Source organism: Buttiauxella sp. S19-1, assembly GCF_022134725.1.
Lineage (GTDB): Bacteria > Pseudomonadota > Gammaproteobacteria > Enterobacterales > Enterobacteriaceae > Buttiauxella > Buttiauxella ferragutiae.
Genome location: NZ_JAHWLU010000072.1, coordinates 1 through 25512, shown reverse-complemented (window position 1 = coordinate 25512; position 25512 = coordinate 1). Strand labels below are relative to the sequence as shown.

26 protein-coding genes and 1 other annotated feature are annotated in these 25512 nt (G+C 49.7%); of the genes, 17 read left to right on the top strand and 9 right to left on the bottom strand.

Features of this window, described 5'->3' with window-relative positions; all coding sequences use genetic code 11:
• Positions 1-158 precede the first annotated feature (158 nt).
• The 10 genes from MES37_RS15800 to ihfA all read left to right on the top strand — a co-directional run bounded on the left by MES37_RS15800 (position 159) and on the right by ihfA (position 9342).
• Positions 159-389 (top strand): hypothetical protein, encoded by a 231-nt coding sequence (locus tag MES37_RS15800; protein ID WP_064547534.1) that lies wholly within the window; start codon positions 159-161, stop codon positions 387-389.
• Between the two features lie 348 nt (positions 390-737).
• A complete protein-coding gene (locus tag MES37_RS15795) occupies positions 738-1838 on the top strand; it encodes a porin (RefSeq protein ID WP_064547532.1) in 1101 nt (366 codons plus the stop codon).
• A 384-nt stretch (positions 1839-2222) separates the two neighbouring features.
• Positions 2223-4151 (top strand): threonine--tRNA ligase, encoded by a 1929-nt coding sequence (gene thrS, locus MES37_RS15790; protein WP_064547530.1) that lies wholly within the window; start codon positions 2223-2225, stop codon positions 4149-4151.
• Between the two features lie 4 nt (positions 4152-4155).
• On the top strand, positions 4156-4698 hold the full coding sequence (gene infC, locus MES37_RS15785; protein WP_074388328.1) for a translation initiation factor IF-3: 543 nt from the start codon (positions 4156-4158) through the stop codon (positions 4696-4698).
• 96 nt (positions 4699-4794) lie between these two features.
• Positions 4795-4992, top strand: coding sequence for a 50S ribosomal protein L35 (gene rpmI, locus MES37_RS15780; RefSeq protein WP_005968897.1), 198 nt, complete (start codon positions 4795-4797; stop codon positions 4990-4992).
• 46 nt (positions 4993-5038) lie between these two features.
• Positions 5039-5395, top strand: coding sequence for a 50S ribosomal protein L20 (gene rplT / locus MES37_RS15775; RefSeq protein WP_000124850.1), 357 nt, complete (start codon positions 5039-5041; stop codon positions 5393-5395).
• Positions 5396-5466: 71 nt separating this feature from the next.
• Positions 5467-5590 (top strand) — a sequence feature (Phe leader region).
• Positions 5472-5516 carry a pheST operon leader peptide PheM gene (pheM, locus tag MES37_RS15770; protein WP_001386830.1) on the top strand — a complete coding sequence of 15 codons (45 nt, stop codon included), beginning with the start codon at positions 5472-5474 and terminating at the stop codon, positions 5514-5516. It overlaps the preceding feature by 45 nt.
• A 62-nt stretch (positions 5591-5652) precedes the next feature.
• On the top strand, positions 5653-6636 hold the full coding sequence (gene pheS, locus MES37_RS15765; protein ID WP_064547527.1) for a phenylalanine--tRNA ligase subunit alpha: 984 nt from the start codon (positions 5653-5655) through the stop codon (positions 6634-6636).
• A gap of 14 nt (positions 6637-6650) precedes the next feature.
• Positions 6651-9038 carry a phenylalanine--tRNA ligase subunit beta gene (gene pheT / locus MES37_RS15760; RefSeq protein ID WP_237931968.1) on the top strand — a complete coding sequence of 796 codons (2388 nt, stop codon included), beginning with the start codon at positions 6651-6653 and terminating at the stop codon, positions 9036-9038.
• A gap of 4 nt (positions 9039-9042) precedes the next feature.
• Positions 9043-9342, top strand: a complete 300-nt coding sequence (gene ihfA, locus MES37_RS15755; RefSeq protein WP_001229265.1) for an integration host factor subunit alpha — start codon at positions 9043-9045, stop codon at positions 9340-9342.
• 61 nt (positions 9343-9403) lie between these two features.
• Here the strand turns inward: ihfA and MES37_RS15750 are convergent, their stop codons facing one another.
• On the bottom strand, positions 9404-10357 hold the full coding sequence (locus tag MES37_RS15750) for a DUF535 family protein (protein ID WP_237931973.1): 954 nt from the start codon (positions 10355-10357) through the stop codon (positions 9404-9406).
• Positions 10358-10733: 376 nt separating this feature from the next.
• Here MES37_RS15750 and btuC point away from each other — a divergent pair, with 376 nt between their 5' ends.
• From btuC to selO, 7 genes are all read left to right on the top strand, one after another.
• On the top strand, positions 10734-11714 hold the full coding sequence (gene btuC, locus MES37_RS15745; protein ID WP_064547521.1) for a vitamin B12 ABC transporter permease BtuC: 981 nt from the start codon (positions 10734-10736) through the stop codon (positions 11712-11714).
• Between the two features lie 14 nt (positions 11715-11728).
• Positions 11729-12280: a glutathione peroxidase gene (locus tag MES37_RS15740; RefSeq protein ID WP_121815506.1), complete on the top strand. Its 552-nt coding sequence runs from the start codon at positions 11729-11731 to the stop codon at positions 12278-12280.
• Positions 12280-13026, top strand: a complete 747-nt coding sequence (gene btuD, locus MES37_RS15735) for a vitamin B12 ABC transporter ATP-binding protein BtuD (protein WP_237931966.1) — start codon at positions 12280-12282, stop codon at positions 13024-13026. The genes MES37_RS15740 and btuD overlap by 1 nt, the downstream gene beginning before the upstream one ends.
• A 79-nt stretch (positions 13027-13105) precedes the next feature.
• Positions 13106-13567: an NlpC/P60 family protein gene (locus MES37_RS15730; protein ID WP_064547515.1), complete on the top strand. Its 462-nt coding sequence runs from the start codon at positions 13106-13108 to the stop codon at positions 13565-13567.
• Between the two features lie 135 nt (positions 13568-13702).
• Entirely contained in the window at positions 13703-14677 is a 975-nt protein-coding gene (locus tag MES37_RS15725; protein WP_064547512.1) for a LacI family DNA-binding transcriptional regulator, read from the top strand.
• 168 nt (positions 14678-14845) lie between these two features.
• Positions 14846-15577, top strand: coding sequence for an EAL domain-containing protein (locus tag MES37_RS15720; RefSeq protein WP_237931964.1), 732 nt, complete (start codon positions 14846-14848; stop codon positions 15575-15577).
• Between the two features lie 64 nt (positions 15578-15641).
• Complete coding sequence (selO, locus tag MES37_RS15715) at positions 15642-17087, top strand: protein adenylyltransferase SelO (protein WP_237931962.1); 1446 nt, start codon at positions 15642-15644, stop codon at positions 17085-17087.
• A 14-nt stretch (positions 17088-17101) separates the two neighbouring features.
• On the opposite strand, the gene MES37_RS15710 is transcribed toward selO, so the two are convergent.
• The 8 genes from MES37_RS15710 to ppsR form a co-directional block, all read right to left on the bottom strand.
• Positions 17102-17881, bottom strand: coding sequence for a heme ABC transporter ATP-binding protein (locus tag MES37_RS15710; protein WP_237931961.1), 780 nt, complete (start codon positions 17879-17881; stop codon positions 17102-17104).
• Positions 17874-18836 carry a FecCD family ABC transporter permease gene (locus MES37_RS15705; RefSeq protein ID WP_237931970.1) on the bottom strand — a complete coding sequence of 321 codons (963 nt, stop codon included), beginning with the start codon at positions 18834-18836 and terminating at the stop codon, positions 17874-17876. The genes MES37_RS15710 and MES37_RS15705 overlap by 8 nt, the downstream gene beginning before the upstream one ends.
• A gap of 35 nt (positions 18837-18871) precedes the next feature.
• A complete protein-coding gene (locus MES37_RS15700; protein ID WP_133523103.1) occupies positions 18872-19702 on the bottom strand; it encodes a heme/hemin ABC transporter substrate-binding protein in 831 nt (276 codons plus the stop codon).
• Positions 19699-20730, bottom strand: coding sequence for a hemin-degrading factor (locus MES37_RS15695; protein ID WP_237931959.1), 1032 nt, complete (start codon positions 20728-20730; stop codon positions 19699-19701). Before MES37_RS15695 ends, MES37_RS15700 begins: the two co-directional genes overlap by 4 nt.
• Before the next feature lie 9 nt (positions 20731-20739).
• On the bottom strand, positions 20740-22716 hold the full coding sequence (locus MES37_RS15690) for a TonB-dependent hemoglobin/transferrin/lactoferrin family receptor (protein WP_237931957.1): 1977 nt from the start codon (positions 22714-22716) through the stop codon (positions 20740-20742).
• A gap of 203 nt (positions 22717-22919) precedes the next feature.
• A complete protein-coding gene (gene hemP, locus MES37_RS15685; RefSeq protein ID WP_064547497.1) occupies positions 22920-23084 on the bottom strand; it encodes a hemin uptake protein HemP in 165 nt (54 codons plus the stop codon).
• A gap of 217 nt (positions 23085-23301) precedes the next feature.
• Complete coding sequence (gene aroH / locus MES37_RS15680) at positions 23302-24348, bottom strand: 3-deoxy-7-phosphoheptulonate synthase AroH (RefSeq protein ID WP_064547495.1); 1047 nt, start codon at positions 24346-24348, stop codon at positions 23302-23304.
• A 158-nt stretch (positions 24349-24506) separates the two neighbouring features.
• Positions 24507-25340: a posphoenolpyruvate synthetase regulatory kinase/phosphorylase PpsR gene (ppsR, locus tag MES37_RS15675; protein WP_064547494.1), complete on the bottom strand. Its 834-nt coding sequence runs from the start codon at positions 25338-25340 to the stop codon at positions 24507-24509.
• Positions 25341-25512: the final 172 nt, after the last annotated feature.

Below are 25512 nucleotides of genomic sequence, written 5' to 3'. Positions count from 1 at the left end.
CTTCACAATCTCTCCTTAATTCTTTCTTTATTCATATTTTTGGTATATTTGACACGAATTGATAAAGTATTGGTCTTGTCAGAAATGTGATCTAGATCTACTCTTATTTTGTGGCAGGTTAATAGCTTGCTGATCCATTAAATAAGAGAAAAATGAATATGAAAAATATCAAATATGCCGCTGTAGTTGTAACTCTTTCCATGCTTTCATTTGGTGCCTCTGCTGCGCAATCTTCTGCAACCACAGGCACACAAACAGCACCATCACCTGTCTGGAATGTTGCCGATGTTGAAGCGGGCTCCAATATTCAACCGGGCGAGCTGTCTACGGGACAGTCAATGGATGACGCTTTTAATGTCCATACACTGGTTGCCGGGGACTGGTCATAGTCACGTGCATTGTTTAATTATCTTTCTGCGCAGGTTTGATAACCTATCATTCGTGCTAAAAGTTACATAAATAAAAAACCGAGCATAATGCCCGGTTTTTTATTTATACCCCCGCAAACTAATTCCCTCGTCATTACTGGTCTGTTAAAAAACCAAGTGTCATCATCGCTTGAGATATATCTATGAAACTAGTTTGCAAAATTAGGATTGGTAGTTTCTTTGTTTATTTTTAAACTTTAAACCATTCTGTAATATTTCTATAACCTCATGCCGATAATAATCTCTGCGTTTTTGACAAGGTGTCTCTTGATTAATTATCGCGTATTAGAAAGGGGTTTAGGAGCAAACATGAAAAATTTTACATTCGCAGGAGTGACATTAAGTTTACTGCTGACATCAACGTCTATGCATGCAGCAGAAGTTTATAATAAGGATGGAAATAAATTAGACATTTATGGAAGAGTAAAGCCAGAAATCTATCTGAGCGACAATAATAGTGTTGATGGTGATCAGTCTTATATTCGATTTGGTATTAAAGGTCAGACTGAAATTAATAGTCAACTCACTGGTTTTGGTCAGTGGGAGTATCAGGTTGCAGCCAACAAAGTCGAAGGTGATAGCAATACGGCAAAAACGCGGTTGGCATTCGCAGGTCTAAAAGCTGGTGATTTTGGGTCATTTGATTACGGTCGAAACTATGGTGTGCTTTATAATATTGGATCATATACCGATGTCATGCCTGAATTTACGACTGAATCTTATGCTAAAACTGATAATTTCATGACTACCCGTACTAATAGTGTGGCAACGTATCGTAATACTACTTTCTTCGGTTTAGTTGATGGCTTAAAACTGACCGTTCAGTTTCAAGGGAAAAACGAGAATGACGGTCGGTCTACCAGTAAGCAAAACGGTGAAGGTGTAGGGACATCGTTGACTTATGACATTAGCGATACCGGGATGAGTATGGGGATGGGCTATAGCAACTCTAACCGTACTCTGGCACAGAGAGACCTGACTTATGGTCAGGGTGATAATGCGGAAGCATGGAATGCGGGAGTGAAATATGATGCCAATAACATTTATCTGGCAGCAATTTATGCTGAGACGAGCAATATGACACCGATTTCTGGTACCGCAACAATTAATGGTGAGAACCAAAGTATTAGTGGGTTTGCGAATAGGAATCAGGCATTTGAACTTGTTGCACAATATCTGTTCGATTTTGGCTTCCGGCCTTCAATAGGCTACGTTTACTCGAAGGGTAAGGATATTGAGGGCGTAGGTGACGTGGAGTTAGTAAAATATGTCGATGTCTCTGCTACCTATTTTTTTACTAAAAACATGTCTGCTTTTATTGATTACAAAATTAACCTGTTAAGCGACGATAATGCTTTGCAACTTAACAACGATAATGTTGCTGCTGTAGGTGTTGTTTATCAGTTCTAAATAGTTCCAGTTCTTATTCTCTACCCGCCTGAATAACTGAAAATTAAATATTTGCGTCATGGCGAAAGCCATGGCGCTATTGATTAACACATTTGATTAATACATGGATCTTAATAAAAATATTTAGTACAGACGTATTGTTCATTTTTCTTCCTTTTTTTCAGCATGTTATCCACAACTTCTTAAGTTCTGCCTTTATCCTCACCTCAATGACGTGTACTATTGCCTCGTCTAATCAGCAGGTTGAAGTGGGTACATTTTAGATTCATGTACACAGTTTGCGAGGTGAAGCATTCAACCACTCCTAACTTACTGATTTATTTAAACTATATAAAGTTGCATGTGATCTTGCGTATGGGTCACCACTGCGAATAAGGACTTATAATGCCTGTTATTACTCTTCCTGATGGCAGCCAACGCCATTACGACCACGCTGTTAGCCCATTGGATGTCGCTCTGGACATCGGTCCTGGCCTTGCGAAAGCCTGTATTGCAGGCCGTGTAGATGGCGAACTGGTTGATGCGTCTGATGTTATTGAGCACGATGCTAAACTCGCAATTATCACCGTTAAAGATGAAGCTGGCCTGGAGATTCTCCGCCACTCGTGCGCCCACTTATTGGGCCATGCCATCAAACAACTGTGGCCGCACACTAAAATGGCGATTGGCCCGGTTATTGATAACGGTTTTTACTACGACGTTGACATTGACCACACGCTGACGCAGGAAGATCTTGAGCTGCTCGAAAAGCGTATGCACGAGTTGGCTGAGAAAGATTACGACGTCATCAAGAAAAAAGTGAGCTGGCATGAAGCCCGCGAAACCTTCGTGAACCGTGGTGAAAGCTACAAAGTCGCGATTCTTGATGAAAACATTAGCCAGGATGATAAGCCTGGTTTGTATCATCATGAAGAATACGTTGATATGTGCCGCGGTCCGCACGTACCGAACATGCGTTTCTGCCATCATTTTAAGTTGCAGAAAACTTCCGGTGCTTACTGGCGTGGCGATAGCAGCAACAAAATGTTGCAACGTATTTATGGCACAGCCTGGGCTGATAAGAAGCAATTGAATGCTTACTTGCAACGCCTGGAAGAGGCGTCCAAGCGTGACCACCGTAAGATCGGTAAGCAACTCGACCTGTATCATATGCAGGAAGAGGCACCTGGTATGGTGTTCTGGCACAACGACGGCTGGACTATCTTCCGTGAACTGGAAGTGTTTGTACGCTCCAAGCTCAAAGAGTACCAGTATCAGGAAGTGAAAGGCCCGTTCATGATGGACCGTGTGCTTTGGGAAAAAACCGGCCACTGGGACAACTACAAAGATGCGATGTTTACCACTTCTTCAGAAAACCGTGAATATTGCATCAAACCAATGAACTGCCCAGGCCATGTGCAGATCTTTAACCAGGGCCTGAAATCCTACCGTGACTTACCATTGCGTATGGCTGAGTTTGGTAGCTGCCACCGTAATGAGCCGTCAGGTGCGTTACATGGCTTGATGCGCGTTCGTGGCTTTACTCAGGATGATGCTCACGTATTCTGTACTGAAGAACAAGTGCGTGACGAAGTGAATAGCTGCATCCGCATGGTCTACGACATGTACAGCACCTTCGGTTTTGAAAAAATCGTTGTGAAGCTGTCAACTCGCCCTGAAAAACGCATCGGTACCGACGAAATGTGGGATCGTGCAGAGGCGGATTTGGCCGTAGCATTGCAAGAAAATAATATTCCGTTTGATTATCAACCGGGAGAGGGTGCATTCTATGGCCCTAAAATTGAATTTACCCTGTATGACTGCCTGGATCGTGCATGGCAGTGCGGGACAGTACAGTTAGACTTCTCTTTGCCATCGCGTTTGAATGCGTCTTATATTGGTGAAAGTAATGAACGCCTGGTGCCGGTAATGATTCACCGTGCAATTCTCGGGTCAATGGAACGTTTTATTGGTATCCTGACCGAAGAATTTGCGGGTTTCTTCCCAACCTGGCTTGCGCCAGTACAAGCAGTGGTGATGAATATCACTGATGGACAGTCTGAATACGTTAACGAATTGACCCGTAAACTGCAAAATGCAGGCATTCGTGTAAAAGCAGACTTGAGAAATGAGAAGATTGGCTTTAAAATCCGTGAACACACGTTGCGTCGTGTCCCTTACATGTTAGTTTGTGGCGATAAAGAGGTCGAAGCAGGCAAAGTAGCCGTTCGTACCCGTCGTGGCAAAGACTTGGGTAGCATGGACGTCAACGAATTGATTGAAAAACTGCAGAATGAAATTCGCAGTCGCAATCTTAATCAACTAGAGGAATAGAGTTATTAAAGGCGGAAAAAGAGTTCAACCGGCGCGTCCTAATCGCATAAACAGAGAAATTCGTGCCACTGAGGTTCGTCTGACAGGTATTGAAGGCGAGCAGCTAGGTATTGTCAGTCTGAATGAAGCTTTAGAAAAAGCCGAGGAAGCTGGGGTTGATTTAGTTGAAATCAGTCCTAATGCCGAACCGCCTGTTTGTCGAATTATGGATTACGGCAAATTCCTCTACGAAAAAAGCAAATCTTCTAAGGAACAGAAGAAAAAGCAAAAAGTTATTCAGGTCAAGGAAATCAAATTCCGACCTGGTACCGATGATGGCGACTATCAGGTAAAACTCCGCAGCCTGGTTCGCTTTCTGGAAGAGGGTGATAAAGCTAAAATCACACTGCGTTTCCGCGGTCGTGAAATGGCTCACCAACAGATTGGTATGGAAGTGCTTAACCGCGTCCGTGACGATCTGAGTGAACTGGCAGTCGTCGAATCCTTCCCATCGAAGATCGAAGGCCGTCAGATGATCATGGTGCTCGCTCCGAAGAAGAAACAGTAAGGCCATCAAGTAACAGTTCTCGCGAGGTTTCGGCCTCGTGAGATTTGTTCGCCTTCTGGTTCGTTTTATTAACAATGCGAAGTGGAAAGTTATTAAATGCCAAAGATTAAAACTGTACGCGGCGCCGCTAAGCGCTTCAAAAAGACCGCCGGTGGTGGTTTTAAGCGTAAGCACGCTAACCTGCGTCATATTCTGACTAAAAAGTCTACTAAGCGTAAACGTCACCTGCGTCCGAAAGGTATGGTCTCCAAAGGGGATCTGGGCCTGGTCATCGCTTGCCTGCCGTACGCATAAGTAGCACTTTTTTAATTAATTCAGAATATAGAACAGGAGAGCTAATATGGCTCGCGTAAAACGTGGTGTTATCGCACGTGCTCGTCACAAAAAAATCCTTAAACAAGCCAAAGGCTACTACGGTGCGCGTTCACGCGTTTACCGCGTTGCTTTCCAGGCTGTTATCAAAGCTGGCCAATATGCTTACCGTGACCGTCGTCAACGTAAGCGTCAATTCCGTCAGCTGTGGATTGCACGTATCAACGCTGCAGCTCGTCAGAACGGGATCTCTTACAGCAAATTCATCAATGGCTTGAAAAAAGCTTCTGTTGAAATCGACCGTAAGATCCTGGCTGACATCGCCGTATTCGACAAAGTGGCATTTACTGCACTGGTTGAGAAAGCGAAAGCAGCTCTGGCGTAAGCCAGTTATTAGAGGGAGCTTGTCTCCCTCTTTTAATTTCTAATGTTTAACACTGAGCAATAAGGTAACTGCAAGCATGAACGCTGCTATTTTCCGTTTCTTTTTTTACTTTAGCACCTGAATCAGGGGGCTTTGCGCGTAAGAAAAGAAACGAAAAATAGCGCCGAAAGCCTCCACTATGGAGGCTTTTTTTTGCATTCCGCTTTTTGTATACGGATCAACTACCCCGGCAATTATGCCGGCATAAGAGGAATACCATGCCACATCTCGCAGAGCTGGTTGCCAACGCAACGGCCGCCATAAACGAGGCCCCGGATGTTGCCGCGTTAGACAACGTACGCGTCGAATATTTAGGGAAGAAGGGCCATCTGACCCTCCAGATGACCACCCTGCGTGAATTGCCACCGGAAGAGCGCCCAGCTGCAGGTGCGGTGATCAACGAAGCTAAAGAGAAAGTGCAGGAAGCACTGAACGCTCGCAAGAATGCACTGGAAAGTGCCGCTCTGAATGCTCGTTTGGCAGAAGAAACCATTGATGTCTCTCTGCCTGGACGTCGTGTTGAAAACGGCGGTTTGCACCCGGTTACGCGCACCATTGACCGTATCGAAAGCTTCTTCGGTGAACTGGGCTTCACCGTGGCGACAGGCCCTGAAATCGAAGATGACTACCACAACTTCGATGCTCTGAACATTCCAGGGCACCACCCAGCTCGTGCGGACCACGATACTTTCTGGTTCGATGCAACCCGTCTACTGCGTACTCAGACTTCTGGCGTACAGATTCGTACCATGAAGGATAAGCAGCCGCCGATTCGTATTATCGCGCCTGGCCGTGTGTATCGTAACGACTACGACCAGACGCACACGCCAATGTTCCATCAGATGGAAGGTTTGATTGTTGATACCAACATCAGCTTCACCAACCTGAAAGGCACATTGCACGATTTCCTGAACAACTTCTTCGAAGCTGATTTGCAGATTCGTTTCCGTCCGTCCTATTTCCCATTCACTGAGCCTTCCGCAGAAGTGGACGTGATGGGCAAAAACGGCAAATGGCTGGAAGTTTTAGGCTGTGGCATGGTGCACCCAAATGTCCTGCGTAATGTCGGTATTGACCCAGAAGTCTACTCAGGCTTCGCATTTGGTATGGGCATGGAGCGTCTGACCATGCTGCGTTACGGCGTTACCGATTTGCGTGCATTCTTCGAAAATGATTTACGTTTCCTCAAACAGTTCAAATAAGGGCGGGATATCCAATGAAATTCAGTGAACTCTGGTTACGCGAATGGGTAAATCCAGCCAACAGCAGTGAAGAGCTTTCCAGCCAAATCACGATGGCTGGTCTTGAAGTTGATGGTGTTGATGCCGTTGCGGGTGCATTTAATGGCGTAGTTGTGGGTGAAGTGGTTGAGTGCGGCCAACACCCCAATGCTGACAAACTGCGTGTAACAAAAGTGAATGTCGGTGGCGAACGCCTGTTAGACATCGTTTGTGGCGCACCAAATTGCCGTCAGGGCCTGAGAGTTGCCGTTGCAACTGTTGGCGCTGTCCTGCCTGGCGATTTCAAAATTAAAGCGGCCAAACTGCGTGGCGAACCATCAGAAGGCATGCTGTGCTCATTCTCTGAGCTGGGTATTTCCGACGATCACGACGGCATTATTGAGCTGCCGCAAGATGCACCGATTGGCACCGATATCCGCGAATACCTGAAGCTTGATGACAACACTATCGAAATTAGCGTGACGCCAAACCGTGCCGATTGTCTCGGTATCATCGGTGTCGCTCGTGATGTCGCTGTCGTTAACAAGCTGCCATTGCATGAGCCAGAAATGGTTGCGGTTGCTGCGACAATCACCGACACGCTGCCAATTCGTGTTGATGCGCCAGAAGCGTGCCCGCGTTACCTGGGCCGCGTGGTTAAAGGCATCAACGTTAAAGCGCCAACCCCACTGTGGATGAAAGAGAAACTGCGTCGTTGCGGTATTCGTTCTATCGACGCGGTCGTTGACGTGACGAACTACGTATTGCTTGAACTTGGCCAACCGATGCACGCGTTCGATATGGACCGCATTGACGGTGGCATCGTGGTGCGTATGGCAGAAGAAGGTGAAACCCTGACGCTGCTTGATGGCAATGAAGCGAAGTTGAAAGCTGATACCCTGGTTATCGCCGACCACACTAAAGCGCTGGCAATGGGCGGTATCTTTGGTGGCGAACATTCTGGTGTGAATGATGAAACCCAGAATGTGCTGCTGGAGTGCGCATTCTTCAGCCCACTGTCTATCACTGGGCGTGCGCGCCGTCATGGTCTGCATACTGATGCATCCCATCGTTATGAGCGTGGCGTGGATTCTGCGTTGCAGTACAAAGCAATGGAACGAGCAACTCGTCTGTTGACTGACATCTGCGGCGGTGAAGCCGGTCCGGTTATTGACGTTACCAGCGAAGCACATTTGCCAAAAGCTGCCACAATTACTCTGCGTCGTAGCAAGCTGGATCGTTTGATCGGCCATCATATTGAAGATGCGCAGGTTAGCGATATTTTGCGTCGTCTGGGTTGTGAAGTCACTGAAGGCGACAACCAGTGGACCGCCGTGGCACCAAGCTGGCGCTTTGATATGCAGATTGAAGAAGATCTGGTCGAAGAAGTGGCGCGCGTTTATGGCTATAACAGCATTCCTGATGAGCCTGTACAAGCGGGTCTTATCATGGGCAGCCATTGCGAAGCAGACCTTTCTCTTAAGCGTGTGAAAACCATGCTGGTTGATAAAGGCTACCAGGAAGTGATCACCTATAGCTTTGTTGACCCTAAAGTTCAGCAACTGCTGCACCCTGGTGAAGAACACCTGATTCTGCCAAGCCCAATTTCCATTGAAATGTCAGCTATGCGTTTGTCCTTGCTGACCGGGCTGCTCAATACTGTGGTTTACAACCAAAACCGTCAGCAGAGCCGCGTACGCATCTTTGAATCAGGTTTACGCTTTGTTCCTGATACACAGGCAGACCTGGGTATCCGTCAGGATCTTATGCTGGCTGGTGCCATCTGCGGTAATCGCTACGAAGAGCATTGGGATCTGGCGCGTAACACCGTCGACTTCTATGATTTGAAGGGCGATCTGGAAGCGGTACTGGATCTGACTGGTCAGCTTTCTGACATTGAATTTAGAGTCGCCAGCAACCCAGCTTTGCATCCAGGTCAAAGTGCCGCAATTTATTTACGTGGCGAATACGTTGGTTTCATTGGTGTTGTGCATCCTGAGCTTGAGCGTAAGCTTTCTCTCAATGGCCGTACACTGGTGTTCGAAGTGCTGTGGAACAAGCTTGCAGACCGCGCTGTGCCTGAGTCGAAAGAGATTTCTCGATTCCCGGCGAACCGTCGTGACATCGCGGTTGTTGTCGCTGAAAACGTTCCCGCAGCAGATATTTTGGTCGAATGTAAGAAAGTTGGCGCAAATCAGGTAGTTGGCGTAAACTTATTTGATGTGTACCGTGGTAAGGGTGTAGCCGAAGGTTATAAGAGCCTTGCCATAAGCCTTATCCTCCAGGATACGGGCCGTACACTCGAAGAAGAGGAGATTGCCGCTACCGTTGCAAAATGTGTAGAGGCATTAAAAGAGCGATTCCAGGCATCATTGAGGGATTGAACGTATGGCGCTTACAAAAGCTGAAATGTCAGAATATCTGTTTGATAAGCTAGGGCTTAGCAAACGTGATGCTAAAGAGTTGGTAGAGCTGTTTTTCGAAGAGATCCGTCGCGCTCTGGAGAACGGTGAGCAGGTTAAACTATCAGGCTTTGGTAATTTTGACTTACGCGATAAAAACCAACGTCCCGGGCGTAACCCGAAGACTGGTGAAGATATTCCTATTACGGCACGCCGTGTAGTGACCTTCCGACCTGGTCAGAAGTTGAAGAGTAGGGTTGAAAACGCGTCGCCAAAAGACGAGTAACCTGAATAAACCAAAAAGGCCGCTTATGCGGCCTTTTTCTTTGCTGTGTAAACAATACCTATCAAGCAGCCAGTTTGGCTACCTGTTCCGCCATCTCATCAAGTAACTGGAAACGGCGACGATATTCCGCGCGTTTCTTACTCGCGATGTTCTCAAGTGTTTTACGTTCTAATTGCTGAGGTAATTGCCAGCGCCAGCTATTCTGTTTCACCCCTTCAATAGATTGCCAGAACTCATCATAGCTGGCGTGGAAATGCCGGCCCTTGCTCAAGCGGTAACGCAGCGCGCGGAAAACATGGCCATTATCGCTGACGCCATAAATCCCCGAAATATTCGTCTGGGCGGCAAATTGCCAAATAAACTCCATTATCACGCGTTTAGGGAACAGACCGTGGCAGGCGCGAGTCGCTTGTTTAATCACGTCGTGAGAAATTTGCTTTCTTGGCCCTTGTAAGCCGCCAATCACCAGATGCCATTGGTCGTTTTCACGCATAACGCTAAAAGTCAGGCTGGCGATCACATTTTCATTGCCATCGCGCAACCAAATGGTGCTTTCACCTTCACGCTCGGCGCTTTTTGCGCAGCAGGCGGAAAGGGTAAACTGGCTGTCTTCTTTACCGCAGAACGTGACCAGTTGGGTTTCGGACACTGAGGTTAATGCCGCGGCGAGTTGTCGCGAAGGTAATCCGTCCACGAATTGATAATGGTTGATCACCGCATCCGCTCGCTGATTTGCGTTTAAACCGCGAACTAAATACTGGCGATGAGGCTTGCTGGGCAGGGTGACTTGCGCTTTCAACATTTGTTCAAAATCAGAACGCTGCCCAAGCTTTTCAAGCATGCGACATGTTGGTGTGTAGAACAGCGCTGTGCGCAGCATAAATTTGAAGCGGTAACTACGCTTATGCCAAATCGTGCTCGGGAGCAATTTTCCTGCAATGAGGTCTGAAATGATATTTCTGCGTGGTTTGTGCAGATAGGTATTTAGCAGTGTGTTGTCCGACACGGTAATTATCTCCTGATAGATTTGTACTTATTTTAAGCCCTGTTATCTGGAATGGTTATTACCCGCCGGTTTATATTTTTACTTTCTTTTAGAGAATATTTAGGTTTCCTGTGTTTTTTGTAATTACATGAATTTATTGTTGTTTTTAGTATTCTAGCGATATTATTTCTTCCAGATAAATTTCTGGTGTTTATTATTTAGTGGCGGTTGTAAATTATATTTTTTCTACGATCTGCTATTTGTTTAATTCCTGTATAACATTGAGTGAGTAGCCTCACGGATATCTCACCCCAAAGAAAAAGCTTTCCTTTAAAGCTTGTCGTGTTACGGATACTCCCCGTAAAATCAGACGCATGAATGATTTTAAATCGGACGCCCCCTCCAGATGCAGATTTTTGTCGAACGACAACAACGTCACGAACGCCTCTGGCTGCTCGCCTTATTTTCCACCATGCTGGGAATGGCTGTATTGAGTCTGTGCGCCGGAGAGCAGTGGTTTTCCCCGCAACACTGGATGCGTGAAGATGCACAGCTGTTTATCTGGCAGATTCGCATGCCGCGCACCTTAGCTGTTCTGCTGGTCGGGGCGGCACTTGCGGTATCTGGCACCATCATGCAGGCGCTGTTTGAAAATCCATTGGCTGAGCCTGGGCTGCTTGGCGTTTCTAATGGCGCAGGGGTGGCGCTAGTGGCTGCGGTGTTGCTTGGGCAAGGGATGCTACCGAGCTGGGCGTTAGGGATCTGCGCAATATTCGGCGCGCTGGTTATCACGTTTATCTTGCTGCGCTTTGCAAAGCGTCACCTTTCAAACAGCCGCCTGCTGCTTGCTGGCGTGGCGTTGGGGATTATCTGTAGCGCTTTAATGACCTGGGCTATCTATTTCAGTACCAGCCTCGATTTGCGTCAGTTAATGTACTGGATGATGGGTGGCTTTGGTGGCGTGGACTGGCGGCAATGGTGGTTGATGATAACTCTGCCACCCGTGATGCTGTGGTTATGTCGCAACTACGCACCGTTGAATTTAATGGCTCTTGGCGAAATATCGGCTCGCCAGTTGGGCTTACCCGTCTGGCTTTGGCGAAATATTCTGGTGATTACCACCGGATGGCTGGTGGGGGTGAGTGTCGCGCTGGCAGGAGCTATTGGCTTTATCGGCCTCGTTATCCCTCATATGTTACGGCTCAAAGGGTTAACCGACCATCGGATTTTGCTACCCGCGAGCGCATTAGCCGGTGCCACTGTATTACTCGGTGCTGACATTATTGCGCGTCTGGCACTGGCTTCAGCCGAATTACCTATAGGCGTCGTGACGGCAACGTTAGGCGCACCTGTATTTATCTGGCTATTATTAAAGGCTGGGAAATAACAATCTAAGAGGTCGTGATGCAAGACATTCTAAACACTGAAGTAACCACCATTGACGGTGAAGCGACAACGCTCGAAAACTGGAAAGGGAAAGTGCTACTGCTGGTGAACGTTGCCTCTAAGTGCGGCCTGACAGTGCAATATGAACAATTAGAAAACCTGCAAAAAGAGCTTGGGCACGAAGGTTTCTCGGTACTGGGTTTCCCATGCAACCAGTTCCTGGGGCAAGAACCGGGTAGCGAAGAAGAGATCAAAACCTTCTGTAGCATGACCTACGGCGTCACATTTCCCATGTTTAGCAAGCTGGACGTTAATGGTGAAAACCGTCATCCACTGTACAAAAAACTGGTTGCCGCCGCACCGGCTGCCGTTGCACCTGAAGGCAGCGGTTTTCTTGAGCGCATGAGCAGCAAAGGCCGCGCACCGGCCCATGTTGGCGATATTCTCTGGAACTTCGAAAAATTCCTGATTGGCCGCGATGGTCAGGTGATTCAACGTTTTTCACCGGATATGACGCCTGATGACGCCACTATTGTTGATGCTATTAAGTCGGCGCTGGCGAAGTAATGGTGTTGTTGCAGCTTAATGATGTCGCGGTGGCGGAGCGGCTTGGGCCCATTTCCGCCGCTGTTCAAACGGGCGAACTGGTCCATCTTGTTGGGCCAAATGGCGCGGGCAAAAGCACGTTGCTGATGCGTGCCGCAGGGCTTAGCTCGGGTGCCGGGCAAATTATGTTTGCCGGGAGCAATCTCAGCGACTGGCAGCCAACGCAACTGGCTCATCAGCGTGCTTATCTTTCTCAGCAACAAATGCCGCCATTTTCGATGCCCGTTTGGCATTATCTGCAACTGCACCAGTCAGTCAGCCCCTCCGATTCGGTCATGCTCAAGCTGGTCGAAGATTTGGGGCTGGCGGACAAACTCACACGCAGTGTGAACCAGCTTTCGGGTGGGGAATGGCAACGTGTTCGCTTAGCCGCTGTGGTGTTGCAGATTCATCCAGAAATCAACCCGCAGGGGCGTCTGCTGCTACTGGACGAGCCGATGAACAGTCTGGATGTCGCGCAGCAAACCGCATTGGATAGAATTCTGATAGCACTTTGCGAAGCCGGTATCGGCGTGGTGATGAGCAGCCATGACTTAAATCACAGTTTGCGACATGCGCACACCGTCTGGTTATTACGCTCGGGTAAAATGATTGCACAAGGCAATCGGGATGAAGTGCTCTCGCCGCAACATTTAGCAACAGCTTATAACATGCACTTCCGTCGATTGCAGATAGAAGGGCATAGTATGCTAATAGCCCCATTGTAGGTGATGGTAAAAACTTGCACCAAATCATGGGAAAGCGCTAAATTACTGGAAATTTTAAAACGGGTGAGGATTAGCCTGAATGCGTTTATGGATAATTGTTGTGGCATGTCTGGTACTCGCAGGGTGTAGCAGCCATGCGCCTCCACCAAATTCTCGTTTGTCCGATTCAATAACGGTTATTGCCAGGCTCAATGATCAACTCAACGGCTGGCGTGGCACTCCCTATAGCTATGGCGGAATGAGCCGCCGTGGTGTCGACTGCTCCGGCTTTGTCTCGGTGACCTTCCGTGACCGCTTCGAGCTACAGCTGCCGCGTGAAACCCGCCAGCAAGCGAAAATCGGCACGCAAATTGATAAAGACGAATTACTGCCAGGCGATCTGGTTTTCTTTAAAACAGGCGCTGGTGAAAGTGGTCTGCACGTGGGGATTTACGACACGGACAACCAATTCATTCATGCCTCAACCAGCCGTGGTGTGATGCGTTCTTCGCTGGATAACGTTTACTGGCGTAAAAAGTTTTGGCAGGCCCGCCGCATCTAGCGCAATTTTCCCAGTCTTAGGGCCAGTCACTGGCCCTAAACGTGACACTCTTCAGCAATTCCGTGGTTAACCCAGGTACAACCCATAATTTCAGGTAATATTTGGCAGCATCACGCCCCCTCGAAAGGATAGTTTATGGTTACTCTGGAAGATGTTGCCGCCAGTGCAGGTGTGTCCCGGGCGACCGTTTCACGCGTGGTGAATGGCGACAACAAAGTCAAAGCGCAGACAAGAGTTAAAGTCGAAGCGGCGATTGTTGAATTAGGTTATACGCCGAATCCGGCGGCTCGCGCCTTAGCCTCAAGCCAAAGTAATACCTTAGGGCTTGTCACCACTTCCTATCGTGGCGGCTTTTTTGGTGCGCTGATGGACACCGTACAGAGTGAAACTGAGTTGCATGGCAAGCAGCTGTTGGTGACGCAAGGGCGCGACACCGCAGAGAAGGAGCTAAACGCTATCCAACGCCTGTTTAATCTGCGTTGCGATGGCCTGGTCCTGCACGTGCGCGCCATCAGCGATGAAACGCTTTATCAATTGGCTGAGCGGGATCACAAATTCATTGTTTTAGACCGTGACGTTCCGGGGCTTGAAGAGCGATGTGTGGTGTTTGATCACCGTGCGGCGAGTGCGCTTGCGACTCAAGTGTTTATTGATGCCGGGCACACCTCGATTGCCTGCCTGCATGGTCCGAGCGGGCGTACATCCAGCCTGCTGCGCAAGCAGGGGTTCATGGATGCCATGTCTAAAGCAAAACTGAAACCTGCTGCGGTATTGGGAGGGGAGTACGACATGCCCTCAGGCTACCAACTTACCTCACAACTGCTTGAAAATATTCAGCCTACGGCACTCTATTGTTGCAATGAAGAACTGGCGATAGGCGCGATGCTTGCCATCACCGAACATGGTCTGAGAATTCCCCAGGATATCTCACTTATTTGTTATGACAGCGGTGAACGAGCGCCGTTTGTTCGCCCGGCATTAACCAGTGTTCATTTTCCAATAACCGAAATGGCGAGCTATGCTATCCGGAAATTATTGGATAAGCATTGTGAGAATCAATCGTTTTCTCCGGAGATAATCCACCGAGGTTCCATTCTCCAAATTCGCTAAAACTGGCGATATTGAGATATCCAGGATAATATCATTATCTTCAAAGAAGATTATGATAAAACATTCAGGGATGAACTTGTCTTTAATTACAATAAAATCAATCCAGTTAACGCTGGATGCTCATCGTGTCACGATGCCATCCACCCCATTACCTAAACGGTTGGCATCATGATTCTGAATCTCGATACACAATATCGTTCGGACTTTTATTTTCAGCCGGTTTACTTACCAGACGGTGAGGTGTTAGGCGTTGAACTAATAGTGAATTTTGTTGGGGTTGATGCTCCGGTACGTATTCCAACAGAATTAGTTGCGCCGGTTATTAAATCGGAACAGCAATTAATATTATTCAACGAGCAAATAGAATTACTTGAAAATTATCAAACGTTCTTTAAGACTCAAAGTATCACTGTCTGGGTGAATATAAACGCGGTAATCGTTGATGCAATTTTGGCCGATGCCGGGTTGATTGCACGTCTGGCACAGCTTTCGTTCCTTGAGTTTGCCATCAATGAGAACTTTCCCGATCTAAATCGCGGTAATGAAAATGTCCGTTTAAAGTCAATTTCTAAGCATTATCCATTAGCGTTGGATAATTTTGGTGCAGGAATTGCGACCAGTAAACCGATCTTTGATGGGCTATTTAAATGTGTATTTATGGATAAAACATTTATTCATAAACAAATTAAACAACGCTCTTTCGAGCCATTTATGTTAGCCATGCTCGCGCAGCTTTCTCCGTTTTGTCAGACTCTGATAATTACCGGAGTTGATGACGAAGCTGCTCGCCAGAAAGTGCTTTCTCTCGCCGCTTTTGCCATGCAAGGAAATCTCTGGCCGGGAATTGCACCTGCAAAGCTGGAAGAGTGGTTTCACCTGAATTCGCCATCTTTGAACTAATACCCCTGCCAACGTGCCGTGTTTAAATCGTCACACAAGCACTACACTATCGGCAGGAGGTTCCATGACCAATAACCCTGAATTTAACAATAGCTGGCACGACGAACTGCCCGGCTTTTACACGGCGCTAAAACCTACGCCGCTGCATAATGCCCGACTATTTTATTATAACCGTCCGCTTGCCAACGATCTGGGGCTTGATGCCTCACTGTTTGACGAATCTCATTCTGGTATCTGGAGCGGCGAAACGCTGCTGCCGGGTATGCAGCCACTCGCGCAGGTTTATAGCGGGCATCAGTTTGGTGTCTGGGCCGGACAACTGGGTGATGGGCGTGGCATTTTGCTGGGTGAGCAGCAACTGGCTGATGGGCGTAAATTTGACTGGCACCTGAAAGGGGCCGGTTTGACACCTTATTCGCGCATGGGCGATGGCCGCGCAGTATTGCGTTCCACCATCCGCGAATTTCTCGCCAGTGAAGCGATGCACGGGCTGAATATTCCCACCACCCGCGCGCTGAGTATTGTGACCAGCGACACGCCGGTGCAACGTGAAACCACCGAACAAGGTGCGATGCTGGTCCGTGTGGCGCAAAGCCATGCACGTTTTGGTCACTTCGAGCACTTTTACTACCGCCGTGAGCCACAGAAAGTCCAGCAACTGGCGGATTACGTGATTGCCCATCACTGGCCACAGCTTGTCGATGAAGCGGATAAATATCAGCTTTGGTTCCGTGATGTGGTCGAGCGTACCGCACAGATGATTGCGCACTGGCAAACCGTCGGTTTCGCACATGGCGTGATGAATACTGACAATATGTCGATTTTGGGTCTGACGATGGATTACGGCCCGTACGGTTTTCTCGACGATTATCAGCCTGACTTTATCTGCAACCATTCCGATCATCAGGGGCGTTACGCATTTGATAATCAGCCTGCCGTGGGGTTGTGGAACCTGCAACGACTGGCGCAAACCCTGTCACCGTTTATTTCAGTTGAATGGCTGAATGAAATTCTCGACCACTATCAGTTCGCCTTGATGAAAGCGTTTGGTGAGCTAATGCGCGGCAAACTGGGGCTATTGACGGAACAAACGGCGGATAACGAAATCCTCACCGAGTTGTTCGGCCTGATGGCAAAAGAGGGCAGTGATTACACACGGACCTTCAGGATGTTAAGCCTGACCGAGCAACACTCAGCCAGCTCGCCATTGCGCGATGAGTTTATCGACCGTGCGGGTTTTGATAGCTGGTTTACCCGTTACCGGGCGCGTCTGCAAACCGAGCAGATAAGCGACGAACAGCGCCAACAGGCGATGAAAGCCGCCAATCCGTCCGTAGTGTTACGCAACTGGCTGGCTCAGCGCGCCATTGACGCGGCAGAGCAGGGAGATGTGAGTGTTCTGGCGCAACTGCATGAAACGTTGCAACAACCGTTTGCCGATCATTCGGGCGATGTCACACAGCGCCCACCGGACTGGGGCAAACGGTTAGAGGTGAGTTGTTCGAGTTAGTGAGTTTTAGTTGATCACTGCTTCAACCAAACCTGTGGCACCGGGTGTTCGGGATGACTGAACACCCGCAAATCTGCCTGATACCAATGCTGTAGCGTCGATTCATCCAGCACTTCCTGCGGCGTGCCATTTGCCACCAGCCTCCCTTCATGCAACAACACAATTCGGTCGGCCCATAGCGCGGCCAGATTCAAATCATGCAGCACCACACAAACCGACAGCGTGCCCATCAGCGATAAACGGCGTAACAAACGCAAAATATGTTGCTGATGATACAAATCCAGCGCGGACGTGGGTTCATCCAAAAACAGCCAGCCTTGAGGTTGCCCGTTATGCCACAACTGCGCCAGTGCGCGGGCGAGTTGCACGCGCTGTTGTTCACCACCGGAAAGCTGGCAGAAATCGCGTCCGGCGAGCGCATCGCAACCCGTCAGTGCCATCACTTCCTGCACCACGCTTTTGGTGTCTTTTTCAGGCCAGGGCGCACGTCCCATGGCAATCACGTCTTCTACCGCCCAGCTAAATGCCATCCCGCTACGCTGGCGCATCACCGCACGTTTACGGGATAACGCCTCACCTGACCATTCCGTTATTGCGCGTCCGGCAAGGCTAATTTCACCGTTTTCAGGGGGTTGAAAACCGGTGAGCACCCGTAACAGCGTGGACTTTCCTGCACCGTTTGGGCCGATTAACGCCACCACTTCACCTGCCGTCAACGTCAGATTAATGTCATCGAGCAATTTTCTTGCGCCCAGGCGCAAGGTGACGTTGTGCGCCTGCAAAAGATCAGCCATCACTTTCCCTCTTTTGGCGGAATATCAACGCTAAAAACCACGGGCCACCCAGCAGGCTGGTCAGCAAACCCACCGGCATTTCCGCAGGCGCGACCAGCGTGCGTGCCAGCGTGTCAGCAACCAGCAGTAACATCGCACCAGCAAGCACCGAACCGGGGATCAACCAGCGATGATCGGCACCGAGCCACATCCGTACCAGATGCGGAACCACCAGGCCGACAAAACCTATCACGCCGCTGACCGCCACTGCCGCGGCGACCAATAGCGCGCTCAAAATCAGTAACTGACGTTGGGTTTTTTTGACATCCACACCCAGGTAATGCGCTTCTTCATCGCCAAGCTGCAACAGGTTGAGTCGTTTGGACAGAAACGAAATCACAATTGCCGCCGGAATAATCAACGAGGCGGTTGCCAGTAACGTGGACCACTGCGCTTGCCCCAGGCTACCCATTCCCCACAGCGAGAGTTGGCGCAATTGAGCATCGTTACTGATCCACGATAAAACGCCGACCGCTGCACCGCACAGGGCATTAATGGCGATGCCCACCAACAGCAGGCGAGACAGGCTATTGTTGCCCTGACGGCTGAGGAAGAAAATCATCAGCGTGACGGCAAGGCTGCCGAGAAACGCCGCCATCATCGGTACATATAATGCCAACACCACGGGAAGCGCCAACGGTAAAACCACCGAAAATCCGACCGCCAGTGCCGCGCCACTGCTGATGCCGAGTAAACCCGGATCGGCAAGTGGATTGCGAAACAGCCCCTGCATCACGCAGCCTGAAAGTGCCAGTGCGCCGCCAACCAGCGTGGCAAGCAACACGCGCGGCAGGCGAATATTTAGCCAGATATGGCGCAGCGCTTCATCCTGCGCTTGCCATAACACCGCAATGGAAAGGCGCATGGCACCTAAATTAGCAGCAACCAAAGACAGCGCCAGTAACGCCAAAACCATGGCGAACAGCGCGCGTTGGGGCAGGGGCCGGCGTATCAAGGTAGTTGCTCCGCTTTAGTCCGTAACGCAAGAATCGCATCTGGCGTTTGCAGGCCGAAACCGAGCAGCGCCATATCATCGACGATCAACAACTGGCGAGTTTTGCCTGCGGGTGTTTGTGCGAGGCCGGGCAATTTCCAGACATTATCTTCCCCACCCAGCGTTTTCACGCCATCGGCGGTGATCAGAACCAACTGTGGCTGGCTGGCAATCACACCTTCCTGGGACATCGGCTGATAACGTTTGAAACCCTGCATCGCATTTTGCAAACCGGCGGCATGAATGGCGGCATCTGCCGCAGTTTCTTGCCCAGCGGCCATCGCAGTCATCCCGCCGTGGCTCATGATAAACAGCACTTTTACCGGCAGTGGTTTTTCAGGAATCGACGCCAGTTTGCTGTGCACTTGTTGGCGTAAAGCCGCACCCTGCGTCGTTTTCCCCATCGCCTGAGCGACCGCATCAATTTTCTCATCGATGCCTGCCAGCGAGTTATTCGCTGGAATGGTCACCACTTTGACTTTGCTACTGGCGACTTGCTCCAGTGCCAGCGATGGTTTGGCCTGCGCGCTTGCCAGCACCAGCGTTGGGCGCATGGCCAGAATGCCTTCGGCATTGAGCTGGCGCATGTACCCCACGTCCGGCAGTTTGGTCGCGGCTGCCGGATGCAGACTGGTGCTGTCACGAGCGACCAGTTGGCCACCCGTTCCCAGAGCAAAGGCGATTTCCGTCACATCGCCGCCAATTGTCACTACTCGTTGATTGGCGGCGGCCATTGCCGATAACACAATCGCTGGCAAGGCAAACAGGGCAATTAACCTGCGTTTCATGCAGCCAGCCCTTTGCTTACCAGCGCTTCTAATTGGCTGCGCCATTGTTGCTGCTCTGGCTCACCTTCGGTGCGTTGGCCGTACAGTTGGGCGATTTGCGTGCCGTCGGCGGCAAATAACTCCAGGCTGGTCACGAAACCATCACCACTTGGTTTACGGGTTACCCAGCTTTCCGCAATGGTGTCGCCCAGTAAATGCAACGTGAATTGTGGATTGAAGATGTTAATCCAGTTATCCATCGGCACCACTTTTTCCACCACACCGGTGAAAATCTGCACCGCGCCACGGTTGCCAACAAACACCATGATTTCGTTTTGGTCTTGTTTGGCTTGTGCCAGTAGTTGCGCCAGAGCGTTGTTATCAACCTGGCAGGCCAGATCCTCCGCAACCAGACGGAACGCCTGTTGACGTGTCAGCTGGTGGCGTTTGAGCAAACTAAAGAACTGATGCACATCGTTCATGCTGCGCCATTCGGCTTCCACCTGGCGGCCATCTACCGTCGGCGTCATCACCACTTCTTCTGGCGCCTGCAACTCAAGCGCTGGGTTATCGGCATAGATAAACTTCGCCAGCACATCGCCCCAGGCGCTGAAATCCGTATTGTCGGTGGTGTAAACCTTCAGTAGAGCATCGCCCTGACGGTCAAAGAACTGCACGCTTTGGCGTTCGCCACGGGCGGTTTCTTCACGAACGTGGAAGGCAAACGCCCATTGATTCAGGAACAGGCGCAAATCCAGCGCGCGTGGGTTCAGAACCAGGCCCGCGTGGCCGTGCAGTTGCTGGTTTTCAAAACGCCCGATGTGCTCATGTACTGCATATTCGTTGCGGCAAATGGATTTGATTTCACCGACGTTTTCCAGCGAAGTGAGAATATCGCGGATCTCGCCTTTTAAGCGCCAGGCATCATGCCCGACGCGGGCATGAGTCAGTTCGGCTTCACTGATATTCATCAGTTTTGCGATGTCACGGGCATATTTTTTCGGGTGCTGTTGTTTGAGCTGTAACCAGTTTTCATAATGCTGAGTCATATCGTTTCCTTACCATTGATAACTAACAAAGATTTTGCCGTTACGGCCATCTTGAGGGATCCCCTGCGGCGACCAGTATTCCTTGTCAAAGGCGTTACCCAGCACCAGGGAAGTCGTCAGCCCGCGCAACTGCTGTTGGCCTTTATAGCTGATGTAGAAATCGTTGACGCCGTAACCTGGCTGTTCGCTGTATTCACTGCTGACATGCGTTGAACGCGCGGCAAAGGTGCCAATCCAGCCAACTGAGAAGCCACTTTCGGCTACCGGAACGTCGAGAATGCTGGTTACGGTGTCCGGGTTCAGGCTGGAAATCCACTCGCCAGTATCTTCGTCTTTGCCCTGGGTACGGTTATAGGCGAGATCGAGGTTGAACCAGCTGTTGGTGTATTTCGCGGTCATATCCCAACCCCAGATTTTGGCGTTAGGGACGTTATAGGACATGGTGGTCGCTTTGGCGAAATCGACAGTCGTTGAGATGTAGTCTTCGGCTCGGGTGCCGAAGTAGCTCGCTTTGAACTCCAGCCCGTCGTCAGCCAGCATCAAATCGTCGAAGCGCAAGCCAAAACCAACTTCCTGGGTGGCGTTGGTTTCCGGGCGCAGATTGGGGTTCGGTACCCAATAGTTGGTGTAACGCGAGCCAATCGAGAAATGTTTGGCATCGTTATACATTTCGCCCATGGTTGGAGCGCGGAATGCCTGAGCGTAAGAGCCAAATAGCATCAACCAGTCGGTTGGCGTGATGGAAAGTGCCGCGCGTGACGACCATTTATCAGCATTGACATCGTCGTAGCCATCGCTGCTGCCGCTGTAATTGTCATAACGCGTACCTGCTAAAATGGACACTGGCAGGTCGCGCAGCGTAATTTCATCCTGCAACCAGCCTGAACCGAAATCGATATTGGCTTGCGGGAAGCCGGTGGTATTACCGCCTGGCTCCTGATCCTGGCGGTAATATTCACCGCCGTAAGTCAGCAAATGTGCGGCGAAACTGTCGGTAAACAGGCGGCTGCGGTTTTCCAGTTTTGCGCCGCTGGTGGTTTGCTTGCGGAATTCAGCCCCGTCGGTTTGGCCCTGGGCATTGATGCGCGCTTCAGACCAGTAAGCGGTGGCATCGGCATTCAGCCAGTCACTTTGCTCTGGCCCAATGTGATATTTCAACTGCGCATCACGCTGTATTGTTGAGCGATCCACCATCGGGTTGCTCGGATCAGCCGTGGTGACCTGTGGGTTTTTCGGTTCCTGAGCGGCGTTATTGTAGTAACGCAATGAACCGGCCAGAGACTGCGCAGGGTCGATGAACCAGGTGCCTTTGGTCAGGAAGTTATTAATGCTTTCGTCGTTCGGCGCAGTTTCGCCATTGCTTTGGTTGATGTCACCACGGTCGCGGCTTGACCAGGAAACCAGGCCATCAAAGTTATCGGTGCGACCGAAAGCGCTGGCGCCCATTCCGACGCTATGATCGCCGGTTCCACCGGTGCCAAACACACGGTAACCGCTGTTTTGGCCTTCATACAGCAAATCGCTGGCATTCACTGTTTGGTAAGAAATGACGCCGCCCAGTGCGCCGCTGCCATATAACAGAGCCGCAGGGCCACGTACCACTTCGATTCGTTTGATTAACGCAGGATCAAGGAATGTGCTGTTGAGGTGCCCGGTGTCAGTCCCCTGGCGAACTCCGTCAACCAGCATTAATACGCCACGGCGGTCATAACCACGCATGCTTACATCCTGGCCGTTTGTGCGCCCGGAACCGGAAACGGTGATCCCTGGAACTTTACGTAACATATCGGCGGCGGAAGAAGAGGTTTGGCCTTCAGGGGTATCGGCATCAATGATGGTGACCATCATTGGCGCTTCAAAAGTGCTGCGTTCATTACCGGTAGCCACCACCGTCATTTGGTCATCTTTCGCGAAAGTGGGCAGGGCAGTAAATACCGCAACAGTCAGTAATGACAGACGGAAGCCGACTGTGTGTAAAGCAGGCATGCGTAAATCTCCATAAGAAAATTTAAAATCGCTGGCTGCCTTGGGAACACCTGGGTGGCTTGCGTAATTTATGTTTTATAAACCCTAAATAATTCGAGTTGTAGGAAGGCGGCAAGGGAGCTTATCCCCAGGAGCTTACATAAGTAAGTGACTGGGGGAAGTGAGTGCAGCCAACGCGCCTACAGCTTGAAATATGACGGGTTTTATTTGGTCAGGATTAACTTTCCTGCCTGGGTCTGACGTAATTGGTATTGCTGGCCTTCGTGAACAATCACCACGCGTCCGTCAGGGCCGAGTAACAACTTGCTGTCTATCTGGCGGGGAACGGCCGCAGATTGCGGATTCGTAGCAGTGAAGTTTTTTTCCATGTATCACTCGATATACAAATGACAATCAATCCAACAATGATAATCATTATCAATAAACTATGTTTCGCCATCAAGTGTTATTTGTAGGAAATTTGTGAATAGATCAATTTTGAGCGAACGAGAGAGTTTAAAGAAATGTCGGGGGTCGCTAACGCTAGCCCGACCTACAGAAAGGCAGTTGTTGGGTGGATAAGCACAAGCGCCATCCACCAAAATATCAGAAGCGGCTATCTGTCGCGTCAGCCAGCATATCGAGCAGCGTTTTGGTGTCTTCCCAATTCAGGCAAGGGTCGGTAATCGACTGACCATAAACCAATGGTTGCCCGGCAACGATTTTTTGCGTGCCTTCCTGAATGAAACTTTCAGCCATCACACCAGCAATAGCGCGTGAACCGTTACGAATCTGGTTGCAAACGTCTTCACAGACTTCCAGCTGGCGGCGATGCTGTTTTTGGCAGTTGCCGTGGCTGAAGTCGATAACCAATTGTTCTGGTAAATCAAATTCGTGCAGGCTATCGCATGCCGCAGAAATATCCGCTGCGTGGTAGTTTGGCTGTTTGCCACCGCGCATGATGATATGGCCGTACGGGTTGCCACTGGTTTGATAAATAGTCATCTGGCCGTGTTTATCCGGCGACAGGAACATATGGCTGGCGCGGGCGGCACGAATCGCATCAACCGCAATACGCGTATTACCGTCGGTGCCATTTTTGAAACCAACCGGGCAAGAAAGGGCAGACGCCATTTCACGGTGGATCTGGCTCTCCGTGGTACGCGCACCAATCGCCCCCCAGCTAATCAAATCGGCAATATACTGGCCGATCACCATATCGAGGAATTCAGTTGCCGTTGGTACACCTAACTCGTTCACCTGCAACAGCAAACGGCGCGCCTGCTCAATGCCATGGTTCACGCGATAGCTGCCGTTCAAATCGGGATCGGAAATTAAGCCTTTCCAGCCCACTACGGTGCGCGGTTTTTCGAAATAAGTCCGCATCACGATTTCAAGGCGATGCTGATGTTGTTCACGCGCGGCTTGTAAACGGCGGGCGTAATCCATTGCCGCATCCAGGTCATGGATTGAGCAAGGGCCAACTATCACCAGCAGGCGATTATCTTCGCCATTAAGGATTTTTTCGATACGACGACGGGAGGCTGTTACGTTTTGTGCGACTTGTGGGGACACAGCCAAACGCTGTGCCAGTTCCGCAGGTGTAACCAGACTGTCGATGCGCGCAGTGCGCAATTCATCTGTTTTATTCATTGGGTGTCTCAGAAATTTTGTCTTCAGCTCGGCAAAAGTACCGGGAAGTGATGGCAGTCACGATAAACCAATTTATGTTGAATTCAACCGTCAACTGAATCGTGACCACCAGATTGCGTAAAGCCTATCATACAAAATCGCACCCTTGCACTAGTTTGTTAGTACATGCGGCGATTCAACCCCATGATGTCGAGGATTTTGGTTGCCATCTCTTCAACTGAGTAATTAGTACTGTTGAGATAGCGGATTTGGTTCTTGCGAAACAGGGCTTCCACTTCTGCCACTTCAAGGCGGCATTGACGCATTGACGCATAGCGGCTGTTTTCACGGCGCTCCTCACGAATAGCCGCGAGGCGTTCGGGATTGATAGTCAGGCCAAACAATTTGTGTTGCAGTGGTTTCAGTACTGCAGGCAATTGGATGTTATCCATATCGTCGGCGATGAACGGATAATTTGCTGCCCGAATGCCAAACTGCATGGCGAGGTATAAACTGGTCGGCGTTTTCCCGCAGCGTGATACGCCCAGCAAGATAACCTGTGCCTGATCGAGATTGCGCATCGAAATGCCATCATCGTGGGCAAGTGTGTAATCAATGGCCGCAATACGCGCATCATATTTGATTAAATTACCCGGATTCAGACCGTGTGTCCGATGGGCAATAGGCGTCGGTTCAAGTTTCAATTCTTGCTGTAACGGGGCGACCAGCGCCTGCACGATATCCTGACAAAAACCCTCACTTTGCAAAATAATGTCACGAATTTCCGGTAAAACGATGGAATAAAATACCAGCGGACGCACGCCAGATTGCTGGTAAATCGCATTGATTTGTTCTCTCACGGCGTTCGCGCGGCTGACGTTTTCGACAAACGGCAGCGTGATACTGTTAATGGCGACCGGAAACTGTGACATCACCGCATGCCCAAGCACTTCGGCGGTGATAGCTGTACCATCGGAGATATAAAAAACTTGCCTGTCTACTGTGCTATCCATTTTTCAATCCTGTCAGTGGTAACTCTGATAAGTGACGACTTCTGGCTGAAGCATAAATTAAAACTTCCCCTCATGGATCAATCTCAATTCATTTTTAAAACTGAAACGTGGTTTTTATTTTTAATGAAATGAGTGGTTCATTTTTATTATCAGCTTAAACCATTATTAATAT

What these genes read in the sequence shown, in the direction of transcription:
- MES37_RS15800 (WP_064547534.1), top strand. Translation starts at nt 159, where the DNA reads ATGAAAAATATCAAATATGCCGCTGTAGTTGTAACTCTTTCCATGCTT.
- selO (WP_237931962.1), top strand. Translation starts at nt 15,642, where the DNA reads ATGACCAATAACCCTGAATTTAACAATAGCTGGCACGACGAACTGCCC.
- MES37_RS15690 (WP_237931957.1), bottom strand. Translation starts at nt 22,716, where the DNA reads ATGCCTGCTTTACACACAGTCGGCTTCCGTCTGTCATTACTGACTGTT.
- MES37_RS15795 (WP_064547532.1), top strand. Translation starts at nt 738, where the DNA reads ATGAAAAATTTTACATTCGCAGGAGTGACATTAAGTTTACTGCTGACA.
- hemP (WP_064547497.1), bottom strand. Translation starts at nt 23,084, where the DNA reads ATGGAAAAAAACTTCACTGCTACGAATCCGCAATCTGCGGCCGTTCCC.
- ihfA (WP_001229265.1), top strand. Translation starts at nt 9,043, where the DNA reads ATGGCGCTTACAAAAGCTGAAATGTCAGAATATCTGTTTGATAAGCTA.
- MES37_RS15705 (WP_237931970.1), bottom strand. Translation starts at nt 18,836, where the DNA reads ATGGTTTTGGCGTTACTGGCGCTGTCTTTGGTTGCTGCTAATTTAGGT.
- thrS (WP_064547530.1), top strand. Translation starts at nt 2,223, where the DNA reads ATGCCTGTTATTACTCTTCCTGATGGCAGCCAACGCCATTACGACCAC.
- MES37_RS15720 (WP_237931964.1), top strand. Translation starts at nt 14,846, where the DNA reads ATGATTCTGAATCTCGATACACAATATCGTTCGGACTTTTATTTTCAG.
- rplT (WP_000124850.1), top strand. Translation starts at nt 5,039, where the DNA reads ATGGCTCGCGTAAAACGTGGTGTTATCGCACGTGCTCGTCACAAAAAA.
- MES37_RS15710 (WP_237931961.1), bottom strand. Translation starts at nt 17,881, where the DNA reads ATGGCTGATCTTTTGCAGGCGCACAACGTCACCTTGCGCCTGGGCGCA.
- rpmI (WP_005968897.1), top strand. Translation starts at nt 4,795, where the DNA reads ATGCCAAAGATTAAAACTGTACGCGGCGCCGCTAAGCGCTTCAAAAAG.
- btuC (WP_064547521.1), top strand. Translation starts at nt 10,734, where the DNA reads ATGCAGATTTTTGTCGAACGACAACAACGTCACGAACGCCTCTGGCTG.
- aroH (WP_064547495.1), bottom strand. Translation starts at nt 24,348, where the DNA reads ATGAATAAAACAGATGAATTGCGCACTGCGCGCATCGACAGTCTGGTT.
- pheS (WP_064547527.1), top strand. Translation starts at nt 5,653, where the DNA reads ATGCCACATCTCGCAGAGCTGGTTGCCAACGCAACGGCCGCCATAAAC.
- pheT (WP_237931968.1), top strand. Translation starts at nt 6,651, where the DNA reads ATGAAATTCAGTGAACTCTGGTTACGCGAATGGGTAAATCCAGCCAAC.
- MES37_RS15695 (WP_237931959.1), bottom strand. Translation starts at nt 20,730, where the DNA reads ATGACTCAGCATTATGAAAACTGGTTACAGCTCAAACAACAGCACCCG.
- MES37_RS15725 (WP_064547512.1), top strand. Translation starts at nt 13,703, where the DNA reads ATGGTTACTCTGGAAGATGTTGCCGCCAGTGCAGGTGTGTCCCGGGCG.
- ppsR (WP_064547494.1), bottom strand. Translation starts at nt 25,340, where the DNA reads ATGGATAGCACAGTAGACAGGCAAGTTTTTTATATCTCCGATGGTACA.
- btuD (WP_237931966.1), top strand. Translation starts at nt 12,280, where the DNA reads ATGGTGTTGTTGCAGCTTAATGATGTCGCGGTGGCGGAGCGGCTTGGG.
- MES37_RS15700 (WP_133523103.1), bottom strand. Translation starts at nt 19,702, where the DNA reads ATGAAACGCAGGTTAATTGCCCTGTTTGCCTTGCCAGCGATTGTGTTA.
- MES37_RS15730 (WP_064547515.1), top strand. Translation starts at nt 13,106, where the DNA reads ATGCGTTTATGGATAATTGTTGTGGCATGTCTGGTACTCGCAGGGTGT.